This window comes from Catenuloplanes niger (assembly GCF_031458255.1).
Taxonomy (GTDB): Bacteria; Actinomycetota; Actinomycetes; order Mycobacteriales; family Micromonosporaceae; genus Catenuloplanes; species Catenuloplanes niger.
The window spans coordinates 7,121,242-7,143,153 of sequence record NZ_JAVDYC010000001.1 but is presented as its reverse complement, the minus strand read 5'-3'; the positions used below and the strand labels follow the sequence as shown (position 1 = coordinate 7,143,153).

Here is a 21,912-nt window from a genome sequence, read left to right as displayed (position 1 = left end):
ACCCGCATGTGGTCGACGTGGCGACGACGCGTCAGCGGCTGATGCATCGACGCCTCCCCACGGATGTTCCACCCGCCCGACGATCGGGCCAGCGGGACTCTAACCCCCGAAGGTGACGCATAGCCAGGCGAAGATGGCTCGATGTGACGCTCAACTCTATCCCGTAGGTAGGAATACCACCGCGGGCGATCCGAAAGGGCCGGGTTCACCCGCTTCGGGGCGGGTCGCCTCGGCCGGGCGTCGGGCGGCAGGCCGGGGAGGCCGTACCGAAGGAGGCGTGCCGGGCCCGCGTGGCACGGCGGGCCCGGCACGCCGGGAGGAGCACGCGGTCAGGCGGCCGCCAGCCGGGGTGTGGGGCGGTCCTGCCGCGCGCTCAGGGCATGCCGGCGGGCCGGGCGGCCGGCGCCGGGGAGTTCGTAGCTGACCAGCGAGGACGTGGCCTGCTCGGGAACCGCGATCACGAAGCAACCGGACCGCTTGCTCACGCTGCTGGTCACGCCGGCCAGCCGGGCCGCGCGGACCAGGACCGCGACCATGTCCTGTTCCGCGATGCCGATGCGCAGCTGGCTGTGCCGGGGGCGGAGGCGGCCGACCAGCACGCCCGCGTTCCAGGCCGCGCGGGCCAGCACGACCCGGTGCGCGGCCTGCGGCGAGGTGGAGCCGAGCGGGTCGGTGGCGAGGAGCCGCTGCCGGCCGCGCTGCCAGGAGGTGACCATCATCCGGTCCGCCGCGACGCGGTCCGGCTCCGCGATCGTCACCTGCTGTACCGCGTACCGGCGCACGCCGCCGCCGTCGCGCTCCGCGCTGCGCGCGTGGTATCCGAGCGCCGCGAGCAGCATGGTCAGCCGCTCCGCCGCCTCCTCGCGGTCGAACTCGGCCACGGCGTCGGTCTGCGGCGCGGCGATCCGGGGCACGTCGGTGAGCCGGGGGCGGCGCGTGTCGGCCGGCCGGCCGGGACGCGCGCAGCGGATCAGGCAGGCGGCCTCGAAAGCCGTCACGAAGGTGCTGGTGAGGAAAGTCATTGTGGTCCTCCTCCTTCCGTTGCAGAACACGGTGTCGGAGGGCGGCCGTTCATAGGGCGTTCACGGCCGGGATTTGTGCCAAACTTGTGCGAACTCATGAACGCTCCCGTGACTGCGCTCCCCCGCCGCACCCTGCTGGCCGGCCTGGGTGGGCTCGCCCTGTTCCTCGGCACCGCCGCATGCTCCAGCCGGGCGCCGGCCGCGCGCCGGATCCGGGTCGCGACCGGCGCCGACGACATCGGCCGCGAGCTGGCCGCGCTGATCGACCGGCAGCTGCCCGGCGTCGAGGTCTCCGTGGTGACCACCACCGCGTCGGCCGCGGCCGTGGCGCTGGTCGAGCGCGGCGAGACCGAGATCGGTTTCGCGCAGGCCGGCGTGCTGTCGCCGGAGTCGTCGGTGACCGCGCTGGCCCGCGTCTACGAGGACCTGCTGCATCTGGTCGTGCAGGCGGACAGTCCGATGACGACGGTGGCGGACCTGCGCGGCCGGCGGGTGTCGGTCGGCGCGCCGGGTTCGGGCACCGCGGTCGCGGCGGACCGGCTGCTGGCCGCGGCCCGGATGCCGCGCGACGCCTACGACCGGCGGGAGCTGGGACTCGACGACGCCACGGCCGCGCTGTCCCGCGGCGAGCTGGACGCGTTCTTCTTCGCCGGCGGGCTGCCGGTCGCCGGGCTGCGGCGGCTCAGCGACACGCTCCGGTTCCGCCTGCTGGACCTGTCCGGCTGGGCCGGCACGCTGGGCAGCACGGTGTGGAACGTGCCGGGTTCCGCCTACCGCACGCCACCGGCCGCCACGATCGCCGACCCGACGCTGCTGGTCGCGTCCGCCGCGATGCCGGACGACCTGGCGTTCGACGTGACGCGGCTGCTGCTGGAACACCGCGACGAGCTGGCCGCCTCGTACCCGGCGATCGAAGCTCTGGATCTGCGCTCCGCGATCGCGACGATGCCGCTGCCGCTGCACCCGGGCGCGGCCCGTTACTACCGTTCGGTCAAACCCTAGTAGTGCTTGTCATCTTTTGGGTGGTTGATGGTGACAGGTACGTACGGATGTTGGTGTCGGCATCATCTGAACGGCAAGGTCCATACCTGAACATATCGAGCGATGCGCGCAACGGGCGAGTCACTGCCCTCCTCCACGTCGGCACCGCACTGGACTGGAGTCTCTGAGGCGACCTCGGGACCTAGTGCGACGTTCCTTAAATCCTGTACGTCATTTTCAGTCGGTAGTGGGCTGTCCACGAACGTTTGCCGGGTCCGGGGTTAGGCGGCGGTCTGGGTGCGTGGTCGACCCCAGCGGTGTTGGCGTTCGCTGCGGATGCGGGCGCGTTCGCGTCGTTGGGCGGCCAGGACGTCGGGGTGGCGGGCGTTGGCGTTGCGCCAGCGTAGGTATTTCTGCAGCTCGCCGGTCTGGACGGTGTGGTTCGGGTGGTCCGAGCCGGCCATGACGAACGTGCGGAGTGGTCCGAACTGGGCCTCGATCGGGTTGGCCCAGGACGCGCTGGTCGGGGTCAGGCACAACTCGACCTTGTTGAGGGCCGCCCACCGGCGGATTTTCGCGGTCTTGTTCGCCGACAGGTTGTCGAGGATGACGTAGATCGGTGCCCCGTCCGGCCGCGCCGCGCGGATCGATTGCAGCGCGGCGAGGCTGTGATCTGCGCCTTTGCGGCGGCGGACGACTCCCCAGAGCTGGTCGTCGCCGAGGCTGTAGCAGCCGTGGAAGTAGCGGATGCCGTGCGTGCGGGTGTAGGTCGCGGGCAGCCGGCCCGGATCGGATCGCGGTGCCCACGTGCTGCCGTGGTGCGGGCGGATCGATAGCGGCCCGAACTGGTCGAAGGCGAAACACCGGTCCAGGAACGCGTTCGTGACCTGCTCTATCCGGTCGAGTTTCGCGTCGAAGTCCGGATCCGACGATTCCTTCCAGGTGCGTGTGCGCTGCCAGGACACGTCGTTGTCATGCAAAAGTTGCCGCAGCCGCTCCGGGCTGACGACCACCCGCCGGGCGGCATCACGGCCGGCGAGGTAGTCGGCGAGTTTCCGCAGGCTCCACCGGGTGAAGGGCTGCCCGAGCCGGCGCGGGTGTTGCGTGGCCGTCGTGACGATGAACGCTTCGTCGTCTTCACTGATCCGGCGGGGACGGCCGCCCGCCCACTGAGGGTTTAGGCAGGCCAGCCCCATCTGATTGAACATGTGGATCACGTCCCGGACCGTGTCCTCATGCGCGGCGACCAGCCGGGCGATCGCCGGGACCGGGGTCCCGGACGCGGACGCCATGATGATCAACGCCCGGCGGACCCGGACCGAGTCGTGCTTCCCGCGCCGGACGAGTTGTTGCAGCCTGCGGCCCTCGTCCTGGGTCAACCGCCGTGCCCGTACCGGCTCAGCCACCCCACACCACCCACCCTCGTCAGCGAACAACGCTGCCGAGACTGCCCCCGAACCACCGCCGGGCGGCGCAAGCCGCCCGGCGTGTCTCAGACCCGGTGAACGTTCGTGGACAGCCCAGTAGACGCGTTTCGGTGGTGGTGGCCGGCCCCAGATCCAGGGCTTGGCCTTCGCGTTGAGCTGGGCGGTTGCCACCACGGTCACACGGCGAATGTCGTTGCCACTGGCCAGTTGCTGTCCAGCGAGTCCCTGTCGGCGAAACATTCGCCACCACGGTTCCTGAAGGTTGAGCCAGCAGGCGTTCTTCGGAATGAACACCTGCCGGATTCGTGGATGCTCAGTGAGGTGATCTCAGTGAGTTTCGGGCAGGATTCGGTATTCGAAGTGGGTGAGGTGAAGTGCGGCGGCGACGATGTCACCGATTCGTCGTGGGCTGGCGGTGGTATGGCGTAGCGTTTTCCAGCGGCCGACGAGGATGGCGAAGCCGCGTTCGCCTTGCCAGCGCAGGCCGCGTAGCAGCCGGTTCACCGTCCGGTTCGCCACCGCGAGTTGCCGGCCGCCGGCCGGTTGTTTGGTGGGGGTTTTGATGCCGTGACCTGCTCCTTCGTAGCCGGCGTCGGCGAGGGCCGGCAGCTGCAGTTCGGCGGCGGCCCAGTTCAACGCGGCGGTGACGCCCAGCTGCTGAGCGCAGCTGAGATCATGCATATGCCCGGGCAGTGACGGTGAGGTCCAGATGATCAGCCCGTCAGGGCGCATGACGGCCTGGACGTTCGCGCCGAAGTCCCGGTGCTTTCCCGAGTACCAGGCGTCGATCGTCTCGCCCTTCACGCTGGTGGCGGTCTCCGCGAGGCGGTCACAGTCGAACAGCTTGCCGTCCAGAATGACGAACGCCCAGCCCTCGTCGGCGGCCCGTTGTAACGCCTCATGCAGATCAGGTGCCTGGGCGGACAGCACGGTGATGCCTTCGGCGAGATACCGGTAAACGGTGGCCCGGGAGATCCCGAACCCGGCGCCCAGCACCGTGGCGTCTTCGGCTTTGCGGAACCACACTATGACCAGCAGCGCCTGGTAGAAGCAGGTCAACGACCGTGTCCCGCGACGGGTGCCCCTCGCCCGCCGTTCGGCGGACAGCAGCTGGGCAAGGTAGCGCACCAGTTCCCTGGGCACGTCGAGCATGGCAGGATAAGCGATCACGTGGAGCCCTCTCGTAGACCTGTTCCGTCGCAAGAACCTGTCTATCGATGGCTCCACGCCCATATCCAGCACCATCCGCTTCGACCCGATATGCCCGTGTCTACAGCAGAACCGCGCCGCAAGTCCTCGTTGAGATCACCTCAGTAAGCCATGCGCGGGTGGAAACCGAGGTATGAGAGGACAGGTTGTCGGTCACCACGACGATCTGCCCGACCGGGTTGTCGGTCTCCAGCAGGGCGAGGAAGTTCTGGTAGCAGAGGCTGTTGCGGCGGTCGGCGCACATCGTGACCGCGTGCCCGTCATGGATGCGCAGCCCGCCGTAGACCCAGGTCTTCTCCGGCTCACGCCAGTAGGCGACCTCTTCCTTGACCCGGTTGCCATCGGCGGTCCAGCCAGGCTGAGCCGGGTAGACGCGTGGGATCAGCGGGCCGAGTTCGTCGACGCAGACGACCGTGGTGTCCTCGGGCGTGCGGGTGTAGAGATCGATGACGGCTGTCCTTTTGGGACGAACTCCTTGTCCTTGGACACCGCCCAGGACCGGACCTGCCGCCATCGGGCGCCGTCCGCGAGCAGGATCCGCCGCACCTGCGAACGGCCGACGGCGATGCCCTTGGCGTTCGCGGCCTCTGTCAACGAGTCCAGGGACCACACCGCGGCAGTGGATGTCTCGTCGTCCTGGACCAGTTCCTCGTCAGCCGGGGTGTAGTGCAACCGGCCCGGTGGCGTCGTCTTGACCAGTGCCACGATCCGCGACCGATCGTCCTCGGTGAGCCGGCGTGGCCGGCCCGAACGCTGCCGGTCCCCGAGCCCCTCGACACCACGGGCGTTGAACCGGTGGATCCATGACCGCACCGTCCGCGCGTGACATCCGACCTGCCCGGCGATCTCCGGCACCGAGCGTCCGTCCCATGAGGCGGCCACGATCCTGGCCCGTAGCACCCAGTCCGCCGGCGCATGCCTTGCCAGCGCCAGTTTGCGCACCCGCGCCTGCTCATCCTCGTCTACCGCGAGACGGGCAATAACCGGAGCAGGCACATCAATCACCGCCTTCGCGAGACGACATCTCCTGCATCAATCGTTACGTAGAAAACAGATCAACCGATAGTCGCCCATTTGAGGAACGTCGCATTAGTCCTACAACGGCATGGAGATCGCCATTCCTTGGCCCGGAACGTGGTCTCCACGACAGCTGGCGACCCTCACCGCACGGTTCTGCGACCACACAATCGTGTGGGACGACCGCACTGTCGCTCCGCTACCGCTGCACCTGGCCACCCGGGCCGACGTAACGCACCCCGACCACCGATCGGAGGAGGAAGTCTGACGACCTTGTGTCGAGCCCAACTGGGTGCCGACCCCGATAGCGTCCCCAGCAGGGCTCGAGATCTCGCACGAAGCGCATCCAGGCCGCGTGGACGACCACCGCGGCCCCCTGCGATGGGTCGTCCACGACGAACGTCCCTGCCCGCAGCGGCCGCCGTGCTGGCCCGGTTCCCGGCGAGGTGACCACCCCGGACTCGACACCTCACTCGCGAGGCGCTGGCCGAACAAATCCACGTCTCCGCCGGCGGCGGCGTGCGCTGGGGCTTGGGCTTCGACGACGAGGTCGGCGACCTGATCTAGGCGCGTCGCGCGCATGCACCCGAGGACTGGCTGCAGGCGGCGCTGGCCGCCCAGCCGGACGTGGTCGCCGCCGACCGCTTCGACCGCGGGTCCTTCACCGCTGGGATCGGCCAGCGCCTGCGCGCCGACGAGATGATCCCACTACTGGCTCACCGCGATCCTGACCGCCGATCGGGCATGCTCCGCTCACGCGGGCCACGCGCAGCCCTACTGATGGTCCTTACCAGGGCAGCGGCACGCCGTCCCAGGTGGTGAACGTGCCGGTCGGGCCGTCCGGGCCGAGCGAGGCCACCCGAACGATCTCGCGGGCGGCGTCCTCGACGGACTCCGTCCCCTCGAAGTTCACCAGGGCAGTGCGCGCGAAGCCCGGCGAGACGAGGTTGACCTTGATGTCGGTCTCCTCTAGTTCGATCATCATCGCCAGCGTCACGGCGTTGAGCGCGGTCTTCGAGGCGGAGTAGATCGGTTCGAAGGTCGAGCGGAGCCCGCTGTGCGGGTCGGCGGCCAGCGTCAGCGAGCCCAGCGCGCTTGTCACGTTCACGATGCGGGCGTGCGGGGACTCACGCAGCAGGGGCAGCATGGCCTGGTACACCGTCAGGACGCCGAAGACGTTCACCTCCCAGACGCTCCGCATCTCGTCGAGCGGCGCCGTGCTCACCCTCGCCAGGGCGCGGCGGTCGACCATGGCGAACGGCCCGGTTCGCGTGGTCGAAATGGCGGCGTTGTTGACGAGAAGGTCGAGTCGGCCGGCGTCCGTCCGGATTTGATCCGCGGCCGCGGCGACCGATGCGGTGTCGGTCACGTCCAGCTGCAGCGCGCTGGCGCCTGCGCCGATCTGGGCAGCCACCTCCTTGCCCCGGGCCAGATCGCGAGAGCCGACGTAGACGGCGACGCCGTCGGCGGCCAGCTTCTCGGCGACCTGCCGGCCCATACCTTGATTGGCTCCGGTGACCAGAGCGATGCGATTCGCGGGCACGATGATCTTGCCTCTCGTTGTGGCGGTCGGAAGGAGGCTTACGTCTACGAGCATGGGCATCGCGCCGAGCGGGAGGAAGATCAGGCTGAGCCTGGTATTGGCAGGGCCAGGCAACGGGCGGGCGGGTCGGCACAATGGAAGCCATGCAGACGACGATCAGGGCGGACTTCGGAGCGTATTTGCGTTATCGACGGGCCATGATGGCGGCGCCCGAGCAGCCGGTCGGGAGGCGTGCCTCCCTGCGACGCGTTCCCGGGCTGCGTCGCCAGGAACTCGCGGAGGCTGCTGGGATCTCGGTCGAGTACTACACCCGCCTGGAACAGGGCCGGGCGCCGCGGCCGTCGCGGGAGATTCTCAGCTCGCTGGCCCGGGCTTCGGGCATGACTGTCGCTGAGCGGGACCATCTGTTCCGTCTCGCCGGTGAGCTGCCGCCCGAGCCGATGGCCGGTGACAGCGCGATCCGGCCGGGACTCCTTCGGATGCTGCACCACCTCGATGACACGGTGCCCGTCACGGTGCATGACGGGCGGCTGGACGTGGTGGCGCGCAACGCCGCGGCCGCTGAGTTCCTCGGACCGCTACCCGGTGCGGGCCGCTTCCGCCGCAACATCGTGCACCACGGCTTCAGCGCCGTCGCACGGCGCGTGCTCGGCGACGAGGGTGCCCATCGCTACGCCCGTTGGGCCACCGCCGAGCTCCGCGCGGCGATGGGCCGCTACCCGGACGACGACTACCTCCGGTCGCTGCAGGTGGAGCTGGCCGCGACCAGCGCTGGTTTCCGCAGCCACTGGGAGCGAGGCGAAGTCACCGCCGCGCGATCCGGCGTGAAACGGCTTTACCATCCCACCCGCGGACAGCTCGATTTCCAGAGCGAGATCCTGCACGACACCGAGAGTAACCACTGGGTCGTGATCTACGCTCCGATCGCCTGAGGGCACGGCTTCGAGATGCTTCGAGGCACGCGTTTAGCCGGTATAGATCTTCTGGCCCCGGCGTAGCGTCCGCTTCATGACACCTTTGGCAAGCAAGCGTCGATGGACCGCAGCCGTCGGCATGGCGGGGTCATGGTCGCGGGGACCATGACCCCGCCTCGACGAACGCGTGCGGCACACTCACTTCCGGTGCTGCCGGGCTCGGTGACCGGCTCTATCCGGTCCGCCGAACACGCAGGTGACGACGGGTCGGGCGGCATGCAGGACCTGATCGGTCGGGGCACCATTCTTGTTCACGTTGTCGGCCACGCCCGCATGGCCGTCTCCGCCACGGCGTCCAGCTGCGTACGGGGCACGCCGGAGGCGGCTTGCACCGCGATTCCGTAGGTCACTGTGCCTAGGTAGGTCGCGAGTTGCGCTGGGTCGCTGTCGATTGGCAGGTCGCCTGACGCGCGGGCGGCTTCGAGTCGCCGCCGGACCATCTCGCACCCTTCCCGGCGCCATGCGGCCGCCTCGTCCCGGGCGGCTTCGCTGGATCCGCCGGTGACCAGTGCTCCCTGGACGCCAAGGCATCCGGCTGGCCATTCGGGGTCCGTGGTGGCGCGGACGGCGCCGGTGAGCATCGCCCGTGCCATGTCCCGGGCGGTGGGTTGGGCAAGGGCCTCGGCGAGGTAGCTCGCAGGTCCTTGGGAGTACCGCTGCAGGGCCTTGCCGAGAAGGTCCTGCTTGTTGCCGAAGGCCGCGTACATGCTGGTGCGGCTGATGCCCATGGCGTCGGTGAGGTCGGTCAACGACGCGCCGTCGTAGCCGTGCTCCCAGAAAACCCGCATCGCCCGGTCGAGCGCCTCGTCGATGTCGAACTCGCGCGGGCGTCCCCCTTTGTTGCTCATGAACTGCAGGCTACCGGTTGTGTATTGATCGGGCCAGAACTCGTGCTAGGTTCTGCACCGACCTGAACAAAACCAATAGGGGGCTCTCATGGGACAGCTCGACGGCAGGACAGCGGTCGTGACCGGCGGCAGCAAGGGCATCGGCTTGGCGACGGCTCGGCGCTTCGCCGCCGAAGGCGCATACGTGTTCATTACCGGTCGGAGCAAACCGGAGCTGGACGCCGCGGTCGACTCAATCGGCGCCGCCACCGGCATACCGGGTGACGTGTCCGACCCGGCGGACCTGGACCGGCTTTTCGAGGCGGTACGGCAAGCCGGCCGCACCGTCGATGTGCTGTTCGCCAACGCCGGCGGCGGCGCGATCGCCGCTCTGGGCACGGTCACCGAGCAACAGATCGACTACACCCTCGGGCTCAACGTGCGCGGCACGCTGCTCACCGTGCAGAAGGCCCTGCCGCTGCTCAACGACGGCGCCTCGGTGATCCTGACCGGTTCATCAGCGGCCGTCGCCGGAGCCGAAGGGCTCGGTGTCTACGCCGCGTCGAAGGCCGCTGTCCGCTCGTTGGCCCGGACCTGGGCCAACGAGCTTCGCGGACGGGGCATTCGAGTCAACACCGTCGCCCCGGGCCCGATCGACACTCCCGGCGTCGAGACCATGGCGGCCGAGACAGGTCAGGCCCTGCATGACCTGAGGGCATACCAGGCCGGCCGGATTCCGCTGGGCCGGATGGGACGGGCCGACGAGGTCGCCGGCACCGTCCTTTTCCTCGCCTCCGACGCGAGCACCTTCATCACCGGAACCGAGATATACGTCGACGGCGGCGAGAATCAGATCTGACCGCACGTCTCGCCATGACGGCTCGTGCAGGAGCGGCCTACGCAGCCACCCCGGCGCGGCGATCTCCATCGAGGGGCCCGGCCGCGTCTTGTTGCAAACTTGGCAACAGCGGAAGCTGGCAAATATGGTGATCTACGCTCCCGGACATGCCCTACGACTACGGCGCGCCGGCATGTCCGGACAGATCTTGAACCGCACCACGGCAAGCACCACGCGGCGTAGGTGAAGGGCAGCAACGACACGCTAAGGGGTCGAGCTCCTTCAGCGACTTGTCGAGGCAACTGGTGAGGGACCGCTTGAAGACCGCTTCCATCGGGTCCTCGATCATCCCGCCGTCCATGTTGGTGTTGACGTCAACGAGCGTCCCGGTGTCGGGAGCTGTGAGTGTGACGGACATGAACTGGCTGGTGATGTAGGGAATCCGGGTGAGGTGGGCGGTCGCCTCGTCCGCGTCCCCGGCGCCGCCGAGATGGAGTGACTCGGGGGCGAACTTTTCGCCGGTGCAGTCCCGGATTGGTTTGGGGCACCAGCGATTCGGTCGCGGTGGTCCACAGCCCGTAGCTCCAGATGACCTCGACATGGTCGGGCTGGCCGGCGAAGACCGGCTGCAGTGGAACGTTGACCAACATGATCCACGGCGAGTTCGCCAGCGTCGTCGCCCCAACCGTGTTACCGGTCAGTTTGTCGATGTGCTGAAGAAGCTGCGGGTAATGAGGGCCTGCGGCCATCGAGCCGCGAGTGGAGTTCTGGGTCATGGACCCGTTCGTCAACACAGCACGACGTCCTGCGGCCGGACCTCGACGCGGCTGTCTCGGACGCCGGCCCGACACCGATCGCCGTCACGGTGTCGCGAGCACCGGTCGGGTCGTACTCAAGATCGATAACTTCGATGGAGGCGGCAACCTGGAGGTTGTGGCCGAGCAGCCACCGCATCATCTTCACTGACCCGGTTCTCTTCCTCCGCCGGCGGATCGACCGGCGGGTCAGGGTGTCGTGCGGCGATGGCTGGGGCATAGCGATGCCGGGTGTCACCAGCTTCGGTGGTGCCGCCCAACGCCGGGAACGCGCCCGCATCAGCAGCGAACGACAACGCCACTGGGGTCAGCCCGCCGCCCGGCAGCCTGACCCCAACACCAAACGTTGTTCGTCAGGACATCAGTGGGTGCTCGCCGGCTGGACGGTGGCGTCGGACCGCGGGGACGGGGCCGTCGTGAGCTGCCGCTGAAGGGTTTCGGCGTCGTGCACGTTCGCCATGTGGACGAAGCGCCCGTCGCGGACGCGGTAGACGGCGTACTCGATGATCTCGAACGAAGCGCCGGTCGGGGCCACGCCGAGCCACTCTTTCGCCGGCGTCCCGGTGTTGACCAGGCGGGCGGCGAGGTGCTCGCCGTCGACGGCCAGTTCCTGGAGTTCCCAGTGCATGTCGGGCACCGCGTCGATTAAGGCCGACAGGCTGGCGAACGCCTGGTCGCGGGTCGCACGGTCGCCGTAGTAGGTGATCTCGTCGTCGATGAACTCGTCCACACGCCGCAAGTCGTGGGCGTTGAGCATTGCGATGTAGCGGGCGTAGAACTCGCGCAGGTCGGTGTCGGTCATGAGGTAATCCTGCAGCCGCCCTCAACTACGATCCATAGCGTGAAATCCGGAATACATTACGGATCGTCCAGGACGAGGCCACCGCTCGGACCTGGTGACCCTATTGCCGCCGCCATCGCTCTGCTGCGGCCCCGCACCGTGGTCGATCCCGGTCTGCACACGGCCGGACCGTGGGCCGTCAGCATGGACGCCTTCCCCTACCTAAAACTCGGCGGAGTCGTCCGGGGCGAATGCTGGCTGGTCCTCGACGGCAGCGAGCCGGTGCGCCTGCGTACGGGCGACATCTACCTGTTGAACAAGCCGCCACGCTACCTGCTGGCCGGCTCACTCGACGCCGAGCCGCGAGCCGCGCAGGCGTTGTGGGACAGCGCCGCTGACGGCGTGGCGCGCATCGGACCCGAGTCGGACGAGGACACCTACCTGTGCAGTGGTTCGTTCTGGTTCGACGAGACCAACGCTCCGATGTTGCTCGACATCCTGCCACCGCTGGTCCATGTCAAGGCCACCAACCCCCACATCCGGATGCTCACCCATCTGACTGATCTGCTGAACAGCGAGGTGGAGAACAATGCCGTCGGCCGGTCCCTCGTGCTCGACCACCTGGTGCAGATCTTGTTCGTCCATGTGCTGCGCGTTCACGCCGAGCAGACCGACCGGCCCGCCGGCTGGCTCGGCGCCCTCAACGACGACGGCATCGGGGCCGCACTGCGCGCCATACACGCGGACGTGGCCCACCGCTGGACGCTGCAGGAACTCGCCGGCATCAGCCGCATGTCCCGTTCGGTGTTCGCCGAGGCCTTCAAAGGCCAGGTCGGGACCACGCCGCTGGATTACCTGACCCAGTGGCGGATGAGCCTGGCCCGTGACGCCCTGCGCCGCAACACCCGGTCCATCTCTGAACTGGCCTTCGCCACCGGCTACGAGTCGGAGAGCGCCTTCAGCACGGCGTTCCGACGCGTAGCGGGATTGTCACCCAGGCAGTTCCGCGATGCGGCGAGGGCAGAGTAGGGGTGAGTCGAGGGCTACGGATCAGTCGGACGGAGGTCCGGTTGCTGAACTGCACCGAAGTCCGCTTGACGCTCCTGCCCAGCGCGAAGGTGTAGCCGCCCTTGGTCGTGGCCTGGCCTCGTCCGGGTGCAGTGGCGGCGCGGGCAGGCTCGGCGCCGAAGCCAGACACCCCCGCGAGGGAAGCGGCGGTGCCGGTAGCGGCGAGCAGCCCGAGCGCTTTGCGACGTTCCATGAGAGTGAACCCCAATTCGATCGGTGCCAGCAGAACGCGCATCGGTCGGTGGCGTGGAAACCGAGGCGCGATTCCAGACAATCTCGTCTGCACCGGAAGCGGCAGGCCGGATTTATAGGGGGTACAGGCCCCAACCCCGTTCGACATGGCCCAGACCCGAGGGGAACGCTCCGCGATCGTCGGCGGGTGCCAAGACACTTCTGTCCGGGCGTTGAGATCAACAGGACGGCTCAGCGCTGGCCGCCTTGCCATGAGAGCTGCCGACCTTGACGCCCTTAACGGCATTTCGGTCGCCGCTGTCGTAATATTCCACGTCCCTCTCCGTCCACGCTTGTGAAGCGGTCGGTGACTCGCTCGGCGGTGGCGAGTGATCGACACACACCTGGTCCGGGTGCGGTGGGGCGTGCGGGGTGCGATGGCGCTCGGCGTCGCGACCTCGGTCGCAGCGAACGTCCTGCACGCCGAACCGGACGAGATCTCCCGGGCCATCGCGGCGTGGCCACCGCTCGCGCTGCTTCTCACCGTGGAGCTGATCTCGCGGGTGCCGGTGCACCGGCGCGGAGGGTGCACCGGTGCGGGCGGCGGCGGTGCGGCGGGAGAACGCGGAGGAGTACCTCAAGCTCTCCCGTCAGCGCGATGCACGGGTACGGCTTCGGTCGGCGATGCTGATCGCGGCGACGATCGGTGGGGGTGCTGCAGGGCTGTTGCTGGTGTTCGCCGGGTCGCAAGCGGCCTGGTATGCGGCGCTCGTCGCCGTCGTGGCGGTGCTCGGCGTAGCATGCTCGCCTCCGGATCGGCCGCTCGTGGACACGGCTGTCTCCTCGACGCGGGCGCCGAATCTGACCTCGGATGTGGTGCTGGCGGCGCTCGGCGCGCTTGGCGTCGCTGGGATCAACCAGGCGATCTCGCGGCGTAGGCCTCAGAACGCGATCCGGTTCGCGGAGCCGATCAGCCGTGACGGGCCGGGGTGGCGGGCGGTGCTCGATCTGCCTCCGGGGGTGACGGTGGATCAGGTGGTGGAGAAGCGGAAGGAACTGGCGTCCGCGCTCAGCCGGCCGCTCGGGTGCGTGTGGCCGGAAGGCAACGTGGAGGTGCATCCCGGCCGGTTGAGTCTGTGGGTCGGGGATGACGATCTGTCGAAGTCTTCGCAGCCGGGGTGGCCGCTGCTGAAGAGCGGGACGGCGAGCCTGTTCCGGCCGGTGCCGTTCGGGACCGATCAGCGCGGGCGGCCGGTCGCGGTGACGCTGATGTTCGCGTCGATGGTGATCGGGTCGATTCCGCGGGTGGGCAAGACGGTGGCGGCGCGGCTGCTGTTGCTCGCCGGGGCGCTCGACGTGCTCGCGGAGATCCACGCGTACGACCTCAAGGGCATGGGTGATCTCGCACCGGTCGAACCGGTCTGCCATCGGTATCGGGCCGGGTCAGACAATGACGACGTTGCCTACGGGCTGGCGGACATGCGCGAGCTGGAGGCGGAGCTGACGCGGCGGGCGCGGGTACTGCGCGAGTTGCCGCGGGAGCTGTGCCCGAGACCTAGCCGCAGGCGGGCGAGTTCCGGCAACGGCTGGTCGACCGGGACATCCGTTACGCGGTCGAGGTCGCGCATACCGTGACCGCCTACCCGGCCGCAGCTACACGCGTCGAGCCCGTCTACCGCGGTCATGGGCCGCGGCGGCGCCCGGACTATCCCGGACCAGCCACCCCGGTCCGGGACCTGGTCATGGCCGTCGGGCAGACCACGGCGCGCCCTACGTGGTCGCGGCGGCGGGTTCGCGGGGGGCGGGCGCGGTGCCGGGTTGCCAGTGGATCCGGGCCTCGAGGCCGCCGGTCGGGGCCGGGGCGAGCGTGAGGCGGCCACCGGACGCGTCGACGAGCGCGGCGACGATCGGCAGGCCGAGGCCGGCGCCGTCGACGTTCTGCGCGTCCGGTGCGCGCCAGAAGCGTTCGGTGGCGTGCCGGCACTGTTCCTCGGTCATGCCGGGTCCGGTGTCCCGCACGGTCACCTCGACGCCGCCGTCCCGGGTCGCGACGCCCACCTCGACCGTGCCGCCGGCCGGCGTGAACTTGAGCGCGTTGTCGATCAACGCGTCCAGCGACTGGTCGAGCGCGGTCGCGACCTGCTGCACGTAGCGCGGGCCGTCCGGCACGGTGACGCGCAGCGTGACGTCCCGGTGCGCGGTGAGCGGCAGCCAGGCGCGCCCCCGCCGCCGGACCGCCTCGACCGCGTCGACCGTCTCGGTGCGGTGCCCGCCGCGCTCGGCCCGGGCCAGCGCGAGCAGGCCGTCGAGCATCTCCGCGAACCGGTCCGTCTCCTCCAGCGCGAACCGGTGGTCCTCGCGGGCGTCGTCGTCGGTCAGCGCCGTGCCCAGGCTCTCCACCCGCAGCCGCAGCACGGTCAGCGGGTTGCGCAGCTGGTGGCTGGCGTGCGCGACGAACGACCGCTGCCGTTCCAGCGACTCCGCGACCGCGTCCGCCATCTCGTTGAAGCTCGCGGAGAGCCGGCGCAGCTCCGGTGGCCCGACGCCGGGGTGCACCCGGGCGCCGCCGTGCCCGGCCGCGATCTCGTGGGTGACCGCGTCCAGCCGGGTCACCGGGTGCAGCACCCAGCCGGCCAGCCGGAGCGCGGCCAGCACGCAGACCGCGACCGCGACCGCACCGAGCAGGCCGAGCTGCGCCCAGGCGAGCAGGATCGCGCCGCGGTTGTCGCCGGTCGGCGAGACCGTGACGATCGCGCCGAGCACGGCGCCGCCGTCGTCGACCGGCACGGCCACCACCAGCGGGCGGGACTCCCACGGCCAGAGCGTGCCGGGGGTGCCGACCACCCGGCCGGCCAGCGCGCCCCGGACCGCCGCGGCCGCGTGGTCGGCGGTGAGCGGGTCGCCGCCGAACCCGATCCACGGCCGGCGGTCCAGGTCGACGAACGTGGCGCCGATGCCGTACAGCTCGTGGTAGCGGCCCAGCTCGTCGAGCAGCGAGGCGAACTCACCGCTGCGCACCGCGGGCACCGCGAGCGAGGCCAGCCGGGTGGTGTCCGCGATCCGGTCGGAGAGCACCCGCTCGGTCTCCCGCCCGGTCAGCGAGACGGCCAGCGGGATCTCCAGCGCCAGCAGGACCAGGCAGAGCAGCAGCACGTAGGTGGTCACCAATCGCCTGCGCACCGCACCTCCGCCCGGATCATTCCGTGCAGAGACGGTATCCCACGCCGCGGACGTTCTGCACGAGGTCGGGACGGCCGAGCTTGGCGCGCAGCGAACCGACGTGCACCTGCAGCGTGTGCTTGCCGGACCAGGTGGTCTGCCACACGTCGAGCAGCAGGCGCTCGCCGCTGAGCACGACGCCGGGCTGCCGGGCCAGCGACGCGAGGATGTCGAACTCCTTGCGGGTCAGCGTGACCGCCCGGCCGTCGACCTGCACGGTCCGCGCCGCGTAGTCGATGCGCAGCGGGCCGACCTCCACGGTCTCGGCCGCGGACCGGCGCACCCGCGCGGTCCGGCGCAGCAGCGCCTCGATCCGGGCCTGCAGCTCGGCCATGGAGAACGGCTTCACCACGTAGTCGTCCGCGCCCATCCGCAGCCCGACCACCCGGTCGCGTTCCTCGCCGCGCGCGGTCACCGCGATGATGCACAGGTCCGGGTCGCGGGCCCGCAGCGCGCGGCACACGTCGACGCCGTCGCCGTCCGGCAGGTTCAGGTCGAGCAGCACCAGGTCACACGGGGCGGCGGAGAGCGCGGCGGCGACGGTCGCGGCGTGCTCGACCCGGTAACCGCCGCGCTGCAGCATCGACACCATCGCCGCGGCGACCCGGAAGTCGTCCTCCACCAGCAGAATCCGCATGCGTCCTCAGCCCGCCACCCTCGATCCGTGTCATGTCCGCACCACAAGGTAGAACGCGGTTGTTTCGGGAAAGCGCTCCGCCGAAATCACGTCAATATATCCGCGGAACCGTTCCGGGGCGGGGGTACGACCGCGGGGCCGTACCGGCGCTGGTACTCCGACGGGGTCATGCCCAGCTCACGGCGCATGACGACGCGCAGGTGGGACGCGGTGCCGAGGCCGCTGCGGCGGGCGACCACCTCGATCCGCGACTCGCCGCGCTCCAGCAGCCGGCACGCGATCAGCAGCCGGCCGCGGGTGAGCCAGGCCAGCGGCGGCACGCCGACCTGCGCGGCGAACCGGCGGTGCAGCGTGGCGACGCTGACCCCGGCCGCGACGGCCAGCTCGGCCACCCCGATCGGCTCGTGCAGGCGGGACTGCGCCCAGGTCAGCAGCGGCGTCACGGAGTCGTCGCGGATGCGGGGCAGCGCGCGGTCGACGGACTGGGACTGGAAGCCGTCCCGGTGCACCGGGAACGCGAGCCGTTTCGCGACCGCGCAGCCGGCCTCCGCGCCGTGGTCGGTGCGGATCACGTGCAGGCCGAGGTCCAGCGCGGCGGCGCTGCCGGCCGCGGTGAGCACGTCGCCGTCGTCGACGAACAGCGGGTCGGCTTCCACCCGTACGGCCGGGAACCGCTCCTGAAGGTCCTGGGCCAGTCCCCGGTGCGTGGTGGCGCGGCGGCCGTCCAGCACCCCGGCCGCGGCCAGGCTGAAGACGCCGCCGCCGAACGCGATCATCCGGGCACCCCGGGCGTGCGCGCGGCGCAACGCGGCCGTCACCGGCGCACCGGGCACGGTCGACAACGGGCGGTCCGGGATCACCACCGTGCCGGCACCGGCCAGCGCGTCCAGGCCGGCGGCGGCGCGGGCGACCAGGCCACCGCGCATCTCGGTGCGGTCGTCCGGGACGCAGATCGTCACGTCGTAGTGCGGCGGGCCGAGCATCTCGGTGACCGCGCCCACCTCGAACGCGCTGGCCTGCTCCTCGACCAGCACGGCGACCTGCGACAAACGGATCGTCATCTGCGATTCATAGCACTGTCCGGCCGCCCGGGCGAAAGCCACGATCGTCTGCGTGACACAGAAGAACCTTGTCCTGATCCCCGGCGCCTGGCACGGCGCGTGGGCGTGGCAGCCGGTCGCGCGCCGGTTGCGGGCGGCCGGGCACCGCGCGGTGCCGCTGACCATGCCGGGCCTGGACGGCGACCCGTCCGGCGTGACGCTCGCGGACGCGATCGACCACGTCGTCGACACGATCGTCCGGCTCGACCTGCGCGACGTGGTGCTGGTCGCGCACAGCTGGGGCGGCTACCCGGCGACCGGCGCGGCGCTGCGGGTGCCGGACCGGATCGCGGAGGTCGTCTACGTCAGCGCGGTCGTGCCGCGGGCCGGCGTCTCGCAGGCCGACGAGCTGGCGCCGGAGACAGGCGCGTTCGTGCGCGCGGCGATCGAGTCCGGCGGGACCGTGCCGATCGACCTCGGCGCGGTGCGGGCGGTGCTGCTGCCCGGCGAGCCGGAGCCGGTGCAGCGGCTGGTCACCGAGTTGCTCGTGCCGCATCCGGGCCGCTACTTCCTGGACGCGCTCGACGAGGCGACGCTGCCGGTTCCCGCCCGGTACGTCCTGGCGGCGGACGACGTCGCGCTGGCCAGGCCGGGCGCGGAGTTCGCGGCCCGGCTCGGCGTCGCACCGATCCCGGTGCCGGGCGGCCACGAGACGCTGCTCACCCACCCGGACGACGTGGCCGCCGCGATCCTGGCGGCCGGCTGACGGCTCCGGCGGGAACCGCCGGTTCCGCGGTACCCCGGGCGCGGAACCGGCGGCCTCAGGACCGGGCGCCGGCCGCGGTGGCCGGCACGTGCGGGGCGGACAGGACCGGACGGGCGATGACGGCGGCCACGATGCCGGAGACGGACGCGGCCAGCCCGACGACCGGTCCGCAGCCGGGGATGTCGACGGCGACGGCCCCCACGCACCCCGCGGTCCCGGCCGTCGCCACCACCGTCATCGAGAGCTGGGCGAACAGCAGCCCGGTCCGGGGCCGGACCAGCCGCAGCAGCAGCACCAGCGGCAGCAGCACGAGCAGCGCGGCACCGGCCGCGACCACGCCGACGATCGCGCCGAGCAGCGCCATCGAGGGCGTCTCGGTGAAGTCGTTCCAGTCCACGTCCGACGTCCTCGGGCCGAGCTGCGCGGCCATCACCAGCAGGACCGAGGCCGACACGGTCCAGGCGAGCCGGCGGCGGTGCGGCGCGCGCGTGACGCGGCCCGACTCCGCCGCGACCTGCCAGGCCGTCAGGGCGAGCAGCACCGCCGGCACCGCGACCGCGAGCACCAGGCCGGCCGGCGTCGCGCCGACGTCCGCGTACACCGCGATGAACATGATCGTCGCGGCGCCGCCGACGGCACCGACGGTCAGGGCCGCGGCGACGATCCGGCTGACCAGCAGACCGGGCCGCAGGTCGAACAGCATCCAGTTCATGAGAGATCCCCCGTGTTGAGCGGTTGCTTAAAACGACCCTAGCGACTTTTGAGCATTCGCTCAACCTCCGGTGCGTGCACCCCGCGTCACCGCGCCGTCGGCCGTACCGTCCACTCAGGATCGACGAATCCCGATCTTGATGTGGGTTTTGGCTGCGCCTATGCTTCCGGGGACCCGACAACCAGCAGACCCGTCCGGGGGTACGCCGTGAGCACTGTCCGTAGACGCCGCCGGTACTCCGCCGCGATCGCGGCCGCCGTCCTGGTCGCCGGCGGCGGCGCGTTCGCGATCGGATCGGTCGCCGCCGGGCCGGACGCCAACGCCGCCCCGCCCGGCGACCGGGACGTCACGGCCGTGCTGTTCGAGTGGCGGTTCGACTCGGTCGCGCGCGAGTGCACCGACCGGCTGGGCCCGGCCGGATACGGATACGTGCAGGTCAGCCCGCCGCAGGAGCACATCCAGGGTGAGGCGTGGTGGACGTCGTACCAGCCGGTCAGCTATCAGATCGCCGGACGCCTGGGCAACCGCGCGCAGTTCAAGGCCATGATCGACGCCTGCCACGCGGCCGGGGTGCGGGTGGTCGCCGACTCGGTGATCAACCACATGAGCGCGCACGGCAGCGGCACCGGGACCGGCGGCACGGCCTTCACCAAGTACACCTACCCCGGGACGTACCAGGACCGGGACTTCCACACCTGCCGCACGAAGATCGATGACTACACCGATCGCGGCGACGTGCAGGACTGCGAGCTGGAGAACCTCGCGGACCTGCACACCGGCACCGACTACGTGCGCGGCCGGATCGCGGCGTACCTGGACGACCTGGCCTCGCTCGGCGTCGACGGCTACCGGATCGACGCGGCCAAGCACATGGCCGCGGCCGACCTCGCCGCGATCAAGGCGAAGACGCGGAACCCGGGCGCGTACTGGAAGCAGGAGGCGATCCTCGGAGCCGGTGAGGCCGTCTCCCCCACCGAGTACCTCGGCACCGGGGACGTGCAGGAGTTCCGGTACGCGCGGGACCTCAAGCGCGTGTTCCAGAACGAGAACCTGGCCTACCTGAAGAACTTCGGCGAGGGCTGGGGCTACCTCACGTCCGGCCGGTCCGCGGTGTTCGTCGACAACCACGACACCGAGCGGGTCGGCGACACGCTCAACTACAAGAACGGCGCGGACTACACGCTGGCGAACGTGTTCATGCTGGCCTGGCCGTACGGCTCGCCGGACGTCAACTCCGGCTACGAGTGGACGAACAAGGACGCGGGCCCACCGCACGGCGGCACCGTCGGCGCGTGCTGGGCGGACGGCTGGAAGTGCCAGCACGCGTGGCCGCAGATCGAGAACATGGTCGCGTTCCGCAACGCGGCCGGTGACACCGCGGTCACCAACTGGTGGGACAACGGTGGCGACCAGATCGCGTTCGGCCGCGGCGACCGGGCCTACGTGGCGATCAACCACGAATCCGCGGCGCTGACCCGCACGTTCCAGACCGCGCTGCCGGCCGGTACGTACTGCGACGTCCAGCACGGCGAACGCACCGCGGGCGGCGGCTGCACCGGCACCACGTACACGGTCGACGCGGCCGGCCGCTTCACCGCCACCGTCCCCGGCCAGGACGCGATCGCGCTCTACCGCTGACCGGTCCCGGCCGCCCGGGATCGGCCGCCCGGGATCGGGCCTAGGGTGCCACGGCCGAACCGGCGAACGCGGCGCGCACGGTCGCCTCGTCCAGGCCGTACCGCTCCAGCGTGTAGCGGTGACTGCCGGGGGCGCGGCGGCGGTCCCGGCCGGCGAACGCGGCGAGGGCGTCCCGGTCCGCCGCGCTCAGCGGGCGGCCGGCCCGCTCCCAGATCGCGGCCGTGCTGCCGACCGGGTCGGCCACCAGGTCGGCGTAGTCCACGTCGACGACGTCCGCACCGGTGTCCCGCCGGACGGCACCGGCCCGGTCCGCGGCCCGGGTCCAGAAATCGAGCCAGGTGCGGCCGATCCCGGCCAGGTCGACGCGGTGGTTGTGCATGCGCAGCGTCGCCTCGCAGAAGCTGCACCAGGACGCGAGCGCCGCCACCGGATCCCGCCGGGTCATCACGATCACCGCGTCCGGGAAGACGTCCAGCAGCGCGTCGAGGTGGCCCAGGTGGCACGGGGACTTGAGCACCCACTGCGGCGCGCCGTCCCGCTGCAGCACCTGGAGCTGCCGCTTGAGGTAGGCGTAGTCGGGCGTGAAGTCGTGCCGGTCGTACCAGCTCCGGTAGCCGGGCATCGGCACCCGGGTCAGGTGGACACCGTTGTGCGGCAACAGGAACACGCACTCCTCCGGCTCGGTCGCGGCCAGCGGATGGATGGTGCGCATCGCGGGCATCATCGCGTAGTACAGCCCGGCCAGCATCCGGGTGGAGAACCGGCGGGCGGCCGCCTCGGCGCCGTCCGCGGCCGGGTGCAGCAACTCCCAGAACATCGGAGCACGCGCGCCGGTACGGTGCCCGAGCAGCCCGTGCAGCAGCGACGTGCCGGTGCGCGGCAGCCCGGTGACGAACACCGGCCGGGCGACCGGCGAGTCCACGAGCTCGGGGCGGGCCCGGAGCACCGCACGCACCCGGCGGCGGTTCGTCAGCCGGCGCCCGACCTCCATCCGCATCGCGATCCGGCCCATCGGCGTCAGGTCCGCGGCCTGGATGTGCTCGTGAAGCGTCCGCATGCCGTCCAGGAAACCGGCGTCCTCACCGGAGTCGTCCAGGCCGGCCGCGCGTTGCAGCACCGGGAACCGGGACGCGGCACGCAGCAGCGGGTCGGCGAGGCCGAGGACCGCGTTCGCGGGACCGACCCAGGGGGCAAGACGCGGACCGGAGGTTTCCGTCATGTCGCTGT

22 protein-coding genes and 2 pseudogenes are annotated in these 21,912 nt (G+C 70.6%); 10 read left to right on the top strand and 14 right to left on the bottom strand.

Translation table 11 applies throughout. From position 1 onward, the window contains the following. Positions 1–329: 329 nt before the first annotated feature. On the bottom strand, positions 330–1,022 hold the full coding sequence (locus J2S44_RS31140) for a hypothetical protein (protein WP_310421142.1): 693 nt from the start codon (positions 1,020–1,022) through the stop codon (positions 330–332). 108 nt (positions 1,023–1,130) lie between these two features. Between J2S44_RS31140 and J2S44_RS31135 the strand changes: the two genes are divergently transcribed. Beyond that, a complete protein-coding gene (locus J2S44_RS31135; protein WP_310421140.1) occupies positions 1,131–2,024 on the top strand; it encodes a TAXI family TRAP transporter solute-binding subunit in 894 nt (297 codons plus the stop codon). Positions 2,025–2,284: 260 nt separating this feature from the next. Here the strand turns inward: J2S44_RS31135 and J2S44_RS31130 are convergent, their stop codons facing one another. The 4 genes and pseudogenes from J2S44_RS31130 to J2S44_RS43015 form a co-directional block, all read right to left on the bottom strand. Beyond that, positions 2,285–3,409: an IS630 family transposase gene (locus tag J2S44_RS31130; RefSeq protein ID WP_310409359.1), complete on the bottom strand. Its 1,125-nt coding sequence runs from the start codon at positions 3,407–3,409 to the stop codon at positions 2,285–2,287. A gap of 348 nt (positions 3,410–3,757) precedes the next feature. After that, on the bottom strand, positions 3,758–4,582 hold the full coding sequence (locus tag J2S44_RS31125) for a transposase family protein (RefSeq protein ID WP_310409445.1): 825 nt from the start codon (positions 4,580–4,582) through the stop codon (positions 3,758–3,760). 118 nt (positions 4,583–4,700) lie between these two features. Further along, positions 4,701–5,153, bottom strand: a complete 453-nt coding sequence (locus J2S44_RS31120) for a transposase (RefSeq protein WP_310421138.1) — start codon at positions 5,151–5,153, stop codon at positions 4,701–4,703. A gap of 29 nt (positions 5,154–5,182) precedes the next feature. Continuing rightward, a pseudogene (locus tag J2S44_RS43015) lies at positions 5,183–5,539 on the bottom strand (helix-turn-helix domain-containing protein); the annotation flags it as partial. Between the two features lie 205 nt (positions 5,540–5,744). Here J2S44_RS43015 and J2S44_RS43010 point away from each other — a divergent pair. Beyond that, entirely contained in the window at positions 5,745–5,924 is a 180-nt protein-coding gene (locus tag J2S44_RS43010; protein WP_374727923.1) for an RNaseH domain-containing protein, read from the top strand. Positions 5,925–6,443: 519 nt separating this feature from the next. On the opposite strand, the gene J2S44_RS31110 is transcribed toward J2S44_RS43010, so the two are convergent. Then, a complete protein-coding gene (locus J2S44_RS31110) occupies positions 6,444–7,259 on the bottom strand; it encodes an SDR family NAD(P)-dependent oxidoreductase (RefSeq protein WP_310421136.1) in 816 nt (271 codons plus the stop codon). Positions 7,260–7,342: 83 nt separating this feature from the next. Here J2S44_RS31110 and J2S44_RS31105 point away from each other — a divergent pair, with 83 nt between their 5' ends. Beyond that, positions 7,343–8,131, top strand: a complete 789-nt coding sequence (locus tag J2S44_RS31105) for a helix-turn-helix domain-containing protein (protein WP_310421134.1) — start codon at positions 7,343–7,345, stop codon at positions 8,129–8,131. A gap of 293 nt (positions 8,132–8,424) precedes the next feature. Here the strand turns inward: J2S44_RS31105 and J2S44_RS31100 are convergent, their stop codons facing one another. Continuing rightward, positions 8,425–9,021 carry a TetR/AcrR family transcriptional regulator gene (locus J2S44_RS31100; RefSeq protein ID WP_310421131.1) on the bottom strand — a complete coding sequence of 199 codons (597 nt, stop codon included), beginning with the start codon at positions 9,019–9,021 and terminating at the stop codon, positions 8,425–8,427. Positions 9,022–9,109: 88 nt separating this feature from the next. Here J2S44_RS31100 and J2S44_RS31095 point away from each other — a divergent pair, with 88 nt between their 5' ends. Then, on the top strand, positions 9,110–9,859 hold the full coding sequence (locus J2S44_RS31095) for an SDR family NAD(P)-dependent oxidoreductase (RefSeq protein WP_310421129.1): 750 nt from the start codon (positions 9,110–9,112) through the stop codon (positions 9,857–9,859). Positions 9,860–10,212: 353 nt separating this feature from the next. Here J2S44_RS31095 and J2S44_RS43005 read toward each other — a convergent pair whose 3' ends face one another. Continuing rightward, positions 10,213–10,587, bottom strand: coding sequence for an oleate hydratase (locus J2S44_RS43005; protein WP_374728036.1), 375 nt, complete (start codon positions 10,585–10,587; stop codon positions 10,213–10,215). A gap of 427 nt (positions 10,588–11,014) precedes the next feature. Then, complete coding sequence (locus tag J2S44_RS31090; protein WP_310421127.1) at positions 11,015–11,455, bottom strand: ester cyclase; 441 nt, start codon at positions 11,453–11,455, stop codon at positions 11,015–11,017. Here J2S44_RS31090 and J2S44_RS31085 point away from each other — a divergent pair. The 4 genes and pseudogenes from J2S44_RS31085 (at position 11,396) to J2S44_RS43000 (ending at position 14,544) form a co-directional block, all read left to right on the top strand. Continuing rightward, positions 11,396–12,463 (top strand): AraC family transcriptional regulator, encoded by a 1,068-nt coding sequence (locus tag J2S44_RS31085; RefSeq protein WP_310421125.1) that lies wholly within the window; start codon positions 11,396–11,398, stop codon positions 12,461–12,463. The two genes, J2S44_RS31090 and J2S44_RS31085, sit on opposite strands and share 60 nt — an antisense overlap. A gap of 599 nt (positions 12,464–13,062) precedes the next feature. Further along, positions 13,063–13,254, top strand: a pseudogene (locus tag J2S44_RS31080) (DUF2637 domain-containing protein); the annotation flags it as partial. A 13-nt stretch (positions 13,255–13,267) separates the two neighbouring features. Next, a complete protein-coding gene (locus tag J2S44_RS31075) occupies positions 13,268–14,308 on the top strand; it encodes a hypothetical protein (RefSeq protein ID WP_310430167.1) in 1,041 nt (346 codons plus the stop codon). Beyond that, on the top strand, positions 14,260–14,544 hold the full coding sequence (locus tag J2S44_RS43000) for a hypothetical protein (protein ID WP_374728035.1): 285 nt from the start codon (positions 14,260–14,262) through the stop codon (positions 14,542–14,544). The genes J2S44_RS31075 and J2S44_RS43000 overlap by 49 nt, the downstream gene beginning before the upstream one ends. Here J2S44_RS43000 and J2S44_RS31070 read toward each other — a convergent pair. From J2S44_RS31070 to J2S44_RS31060, 3 genes are all read right to left on the bottom strand, one after another. Next, positions 14,444–15,853 (bottom strand): sensor histidine kinase, encoded by a 1,410-nt coding sequence (locus J2S44_RS31070; RefSeq protein ID WP_310421123.1) that lies wholly within the window; start codon positions 15,851–15,853, stop codon positions 14,444–14,446. The two genes, J2S44_RS43000 and J2S44_RS31070, sit on opposite strands and share 101 nt — an antisense overlap. Before the next feature lie 16 nt (positions 15,854–15,869). Next, positions 15,870–16,529, bottom strand: a complete 660-nt coding sequence (locus J2S44_RS31065) for a response regulator transcription factor (RefSeq protein ID WP_310421121.1) — start codon at positions 16,527–16,529, stop codon at positions 15,870–15,872. A gap of 86 nt (positions 16,530–16,615) precedes the next feature. Next, a complete protein-coding gene (locus tag J2S44_RS31060) occupies positions 16,616–17,590 on the bottom strand; it encodes a GlxA family transcriptional regulator (protein ID WP_310421119.1) in 975 nt (324 codons plus the stop codon). A gap of 52 nt (positions 17,591–17,642) precedes the next feature. Here J2S44_RS31060 and J2S44_RS31055 point away from each other — a divergent pair, with 52 nt between their 5' ends. Next, a complete protein-coding gene (locus J2S44_RS31055) occupies positions 17,643–18,335 on the top strand; it encodes an alpha/beta fold hydrolase (protein ID WP_310421117.1) in 693 nt (230 codons plus the stop codon). A 55-nt stretch (positions 18,336–18,390) separates the two neighbouring features. Here the strand turns inward: J2S44_RS31055 and J2S44_RS31050 are convergent, their stop codons facing one another. Continuing rightward, positions 18,391–19,047 carry a hypothetical protein gene (locus tag J2S44_RS31050; protein ID WP_310421115.1) on the bottom strand — a complete coding sequence of 219 codons (657 nt, stop codon included), beginning with the start codon at positions 19,045–19,047 and terminating at the stop codon, positions 18,391–18,393. 207 nt (positions 19,048–19,254) lie between these two features. Between J2S44_RS31050 and J2S44_RS31045 the strand changes: the two genes are divergently transcribed. After that, positions 19,255–20,685 (top strand): alpha-amylase, encoded by a 1,431-nt coding sequence (locus J2S44_RS31045; protein ID WP_310421113.1) that lies wholly within the window; start codon positions 19,255–19,257, stop codon positions 20,683–20,685. 40 nt (positions 20,686–20,725) lie between these two features. Here J2S44_RS31045 and J2S44_RS31040 read toward each other — a convergent pair whose 3' ends face one another. After that, a complete protein-coding gene (locus tag J2S44_RS31040) occupies positions 20,726–21,904 on the bottom strand; it encodes a sulfotransferase family protein (RefSeq protein WP_310421112.1) in 1,179 nt (392 codons plus the stop codon). Between the last annotated feature and the right edge of the window lie 8 nt (positions 21,905–21,912).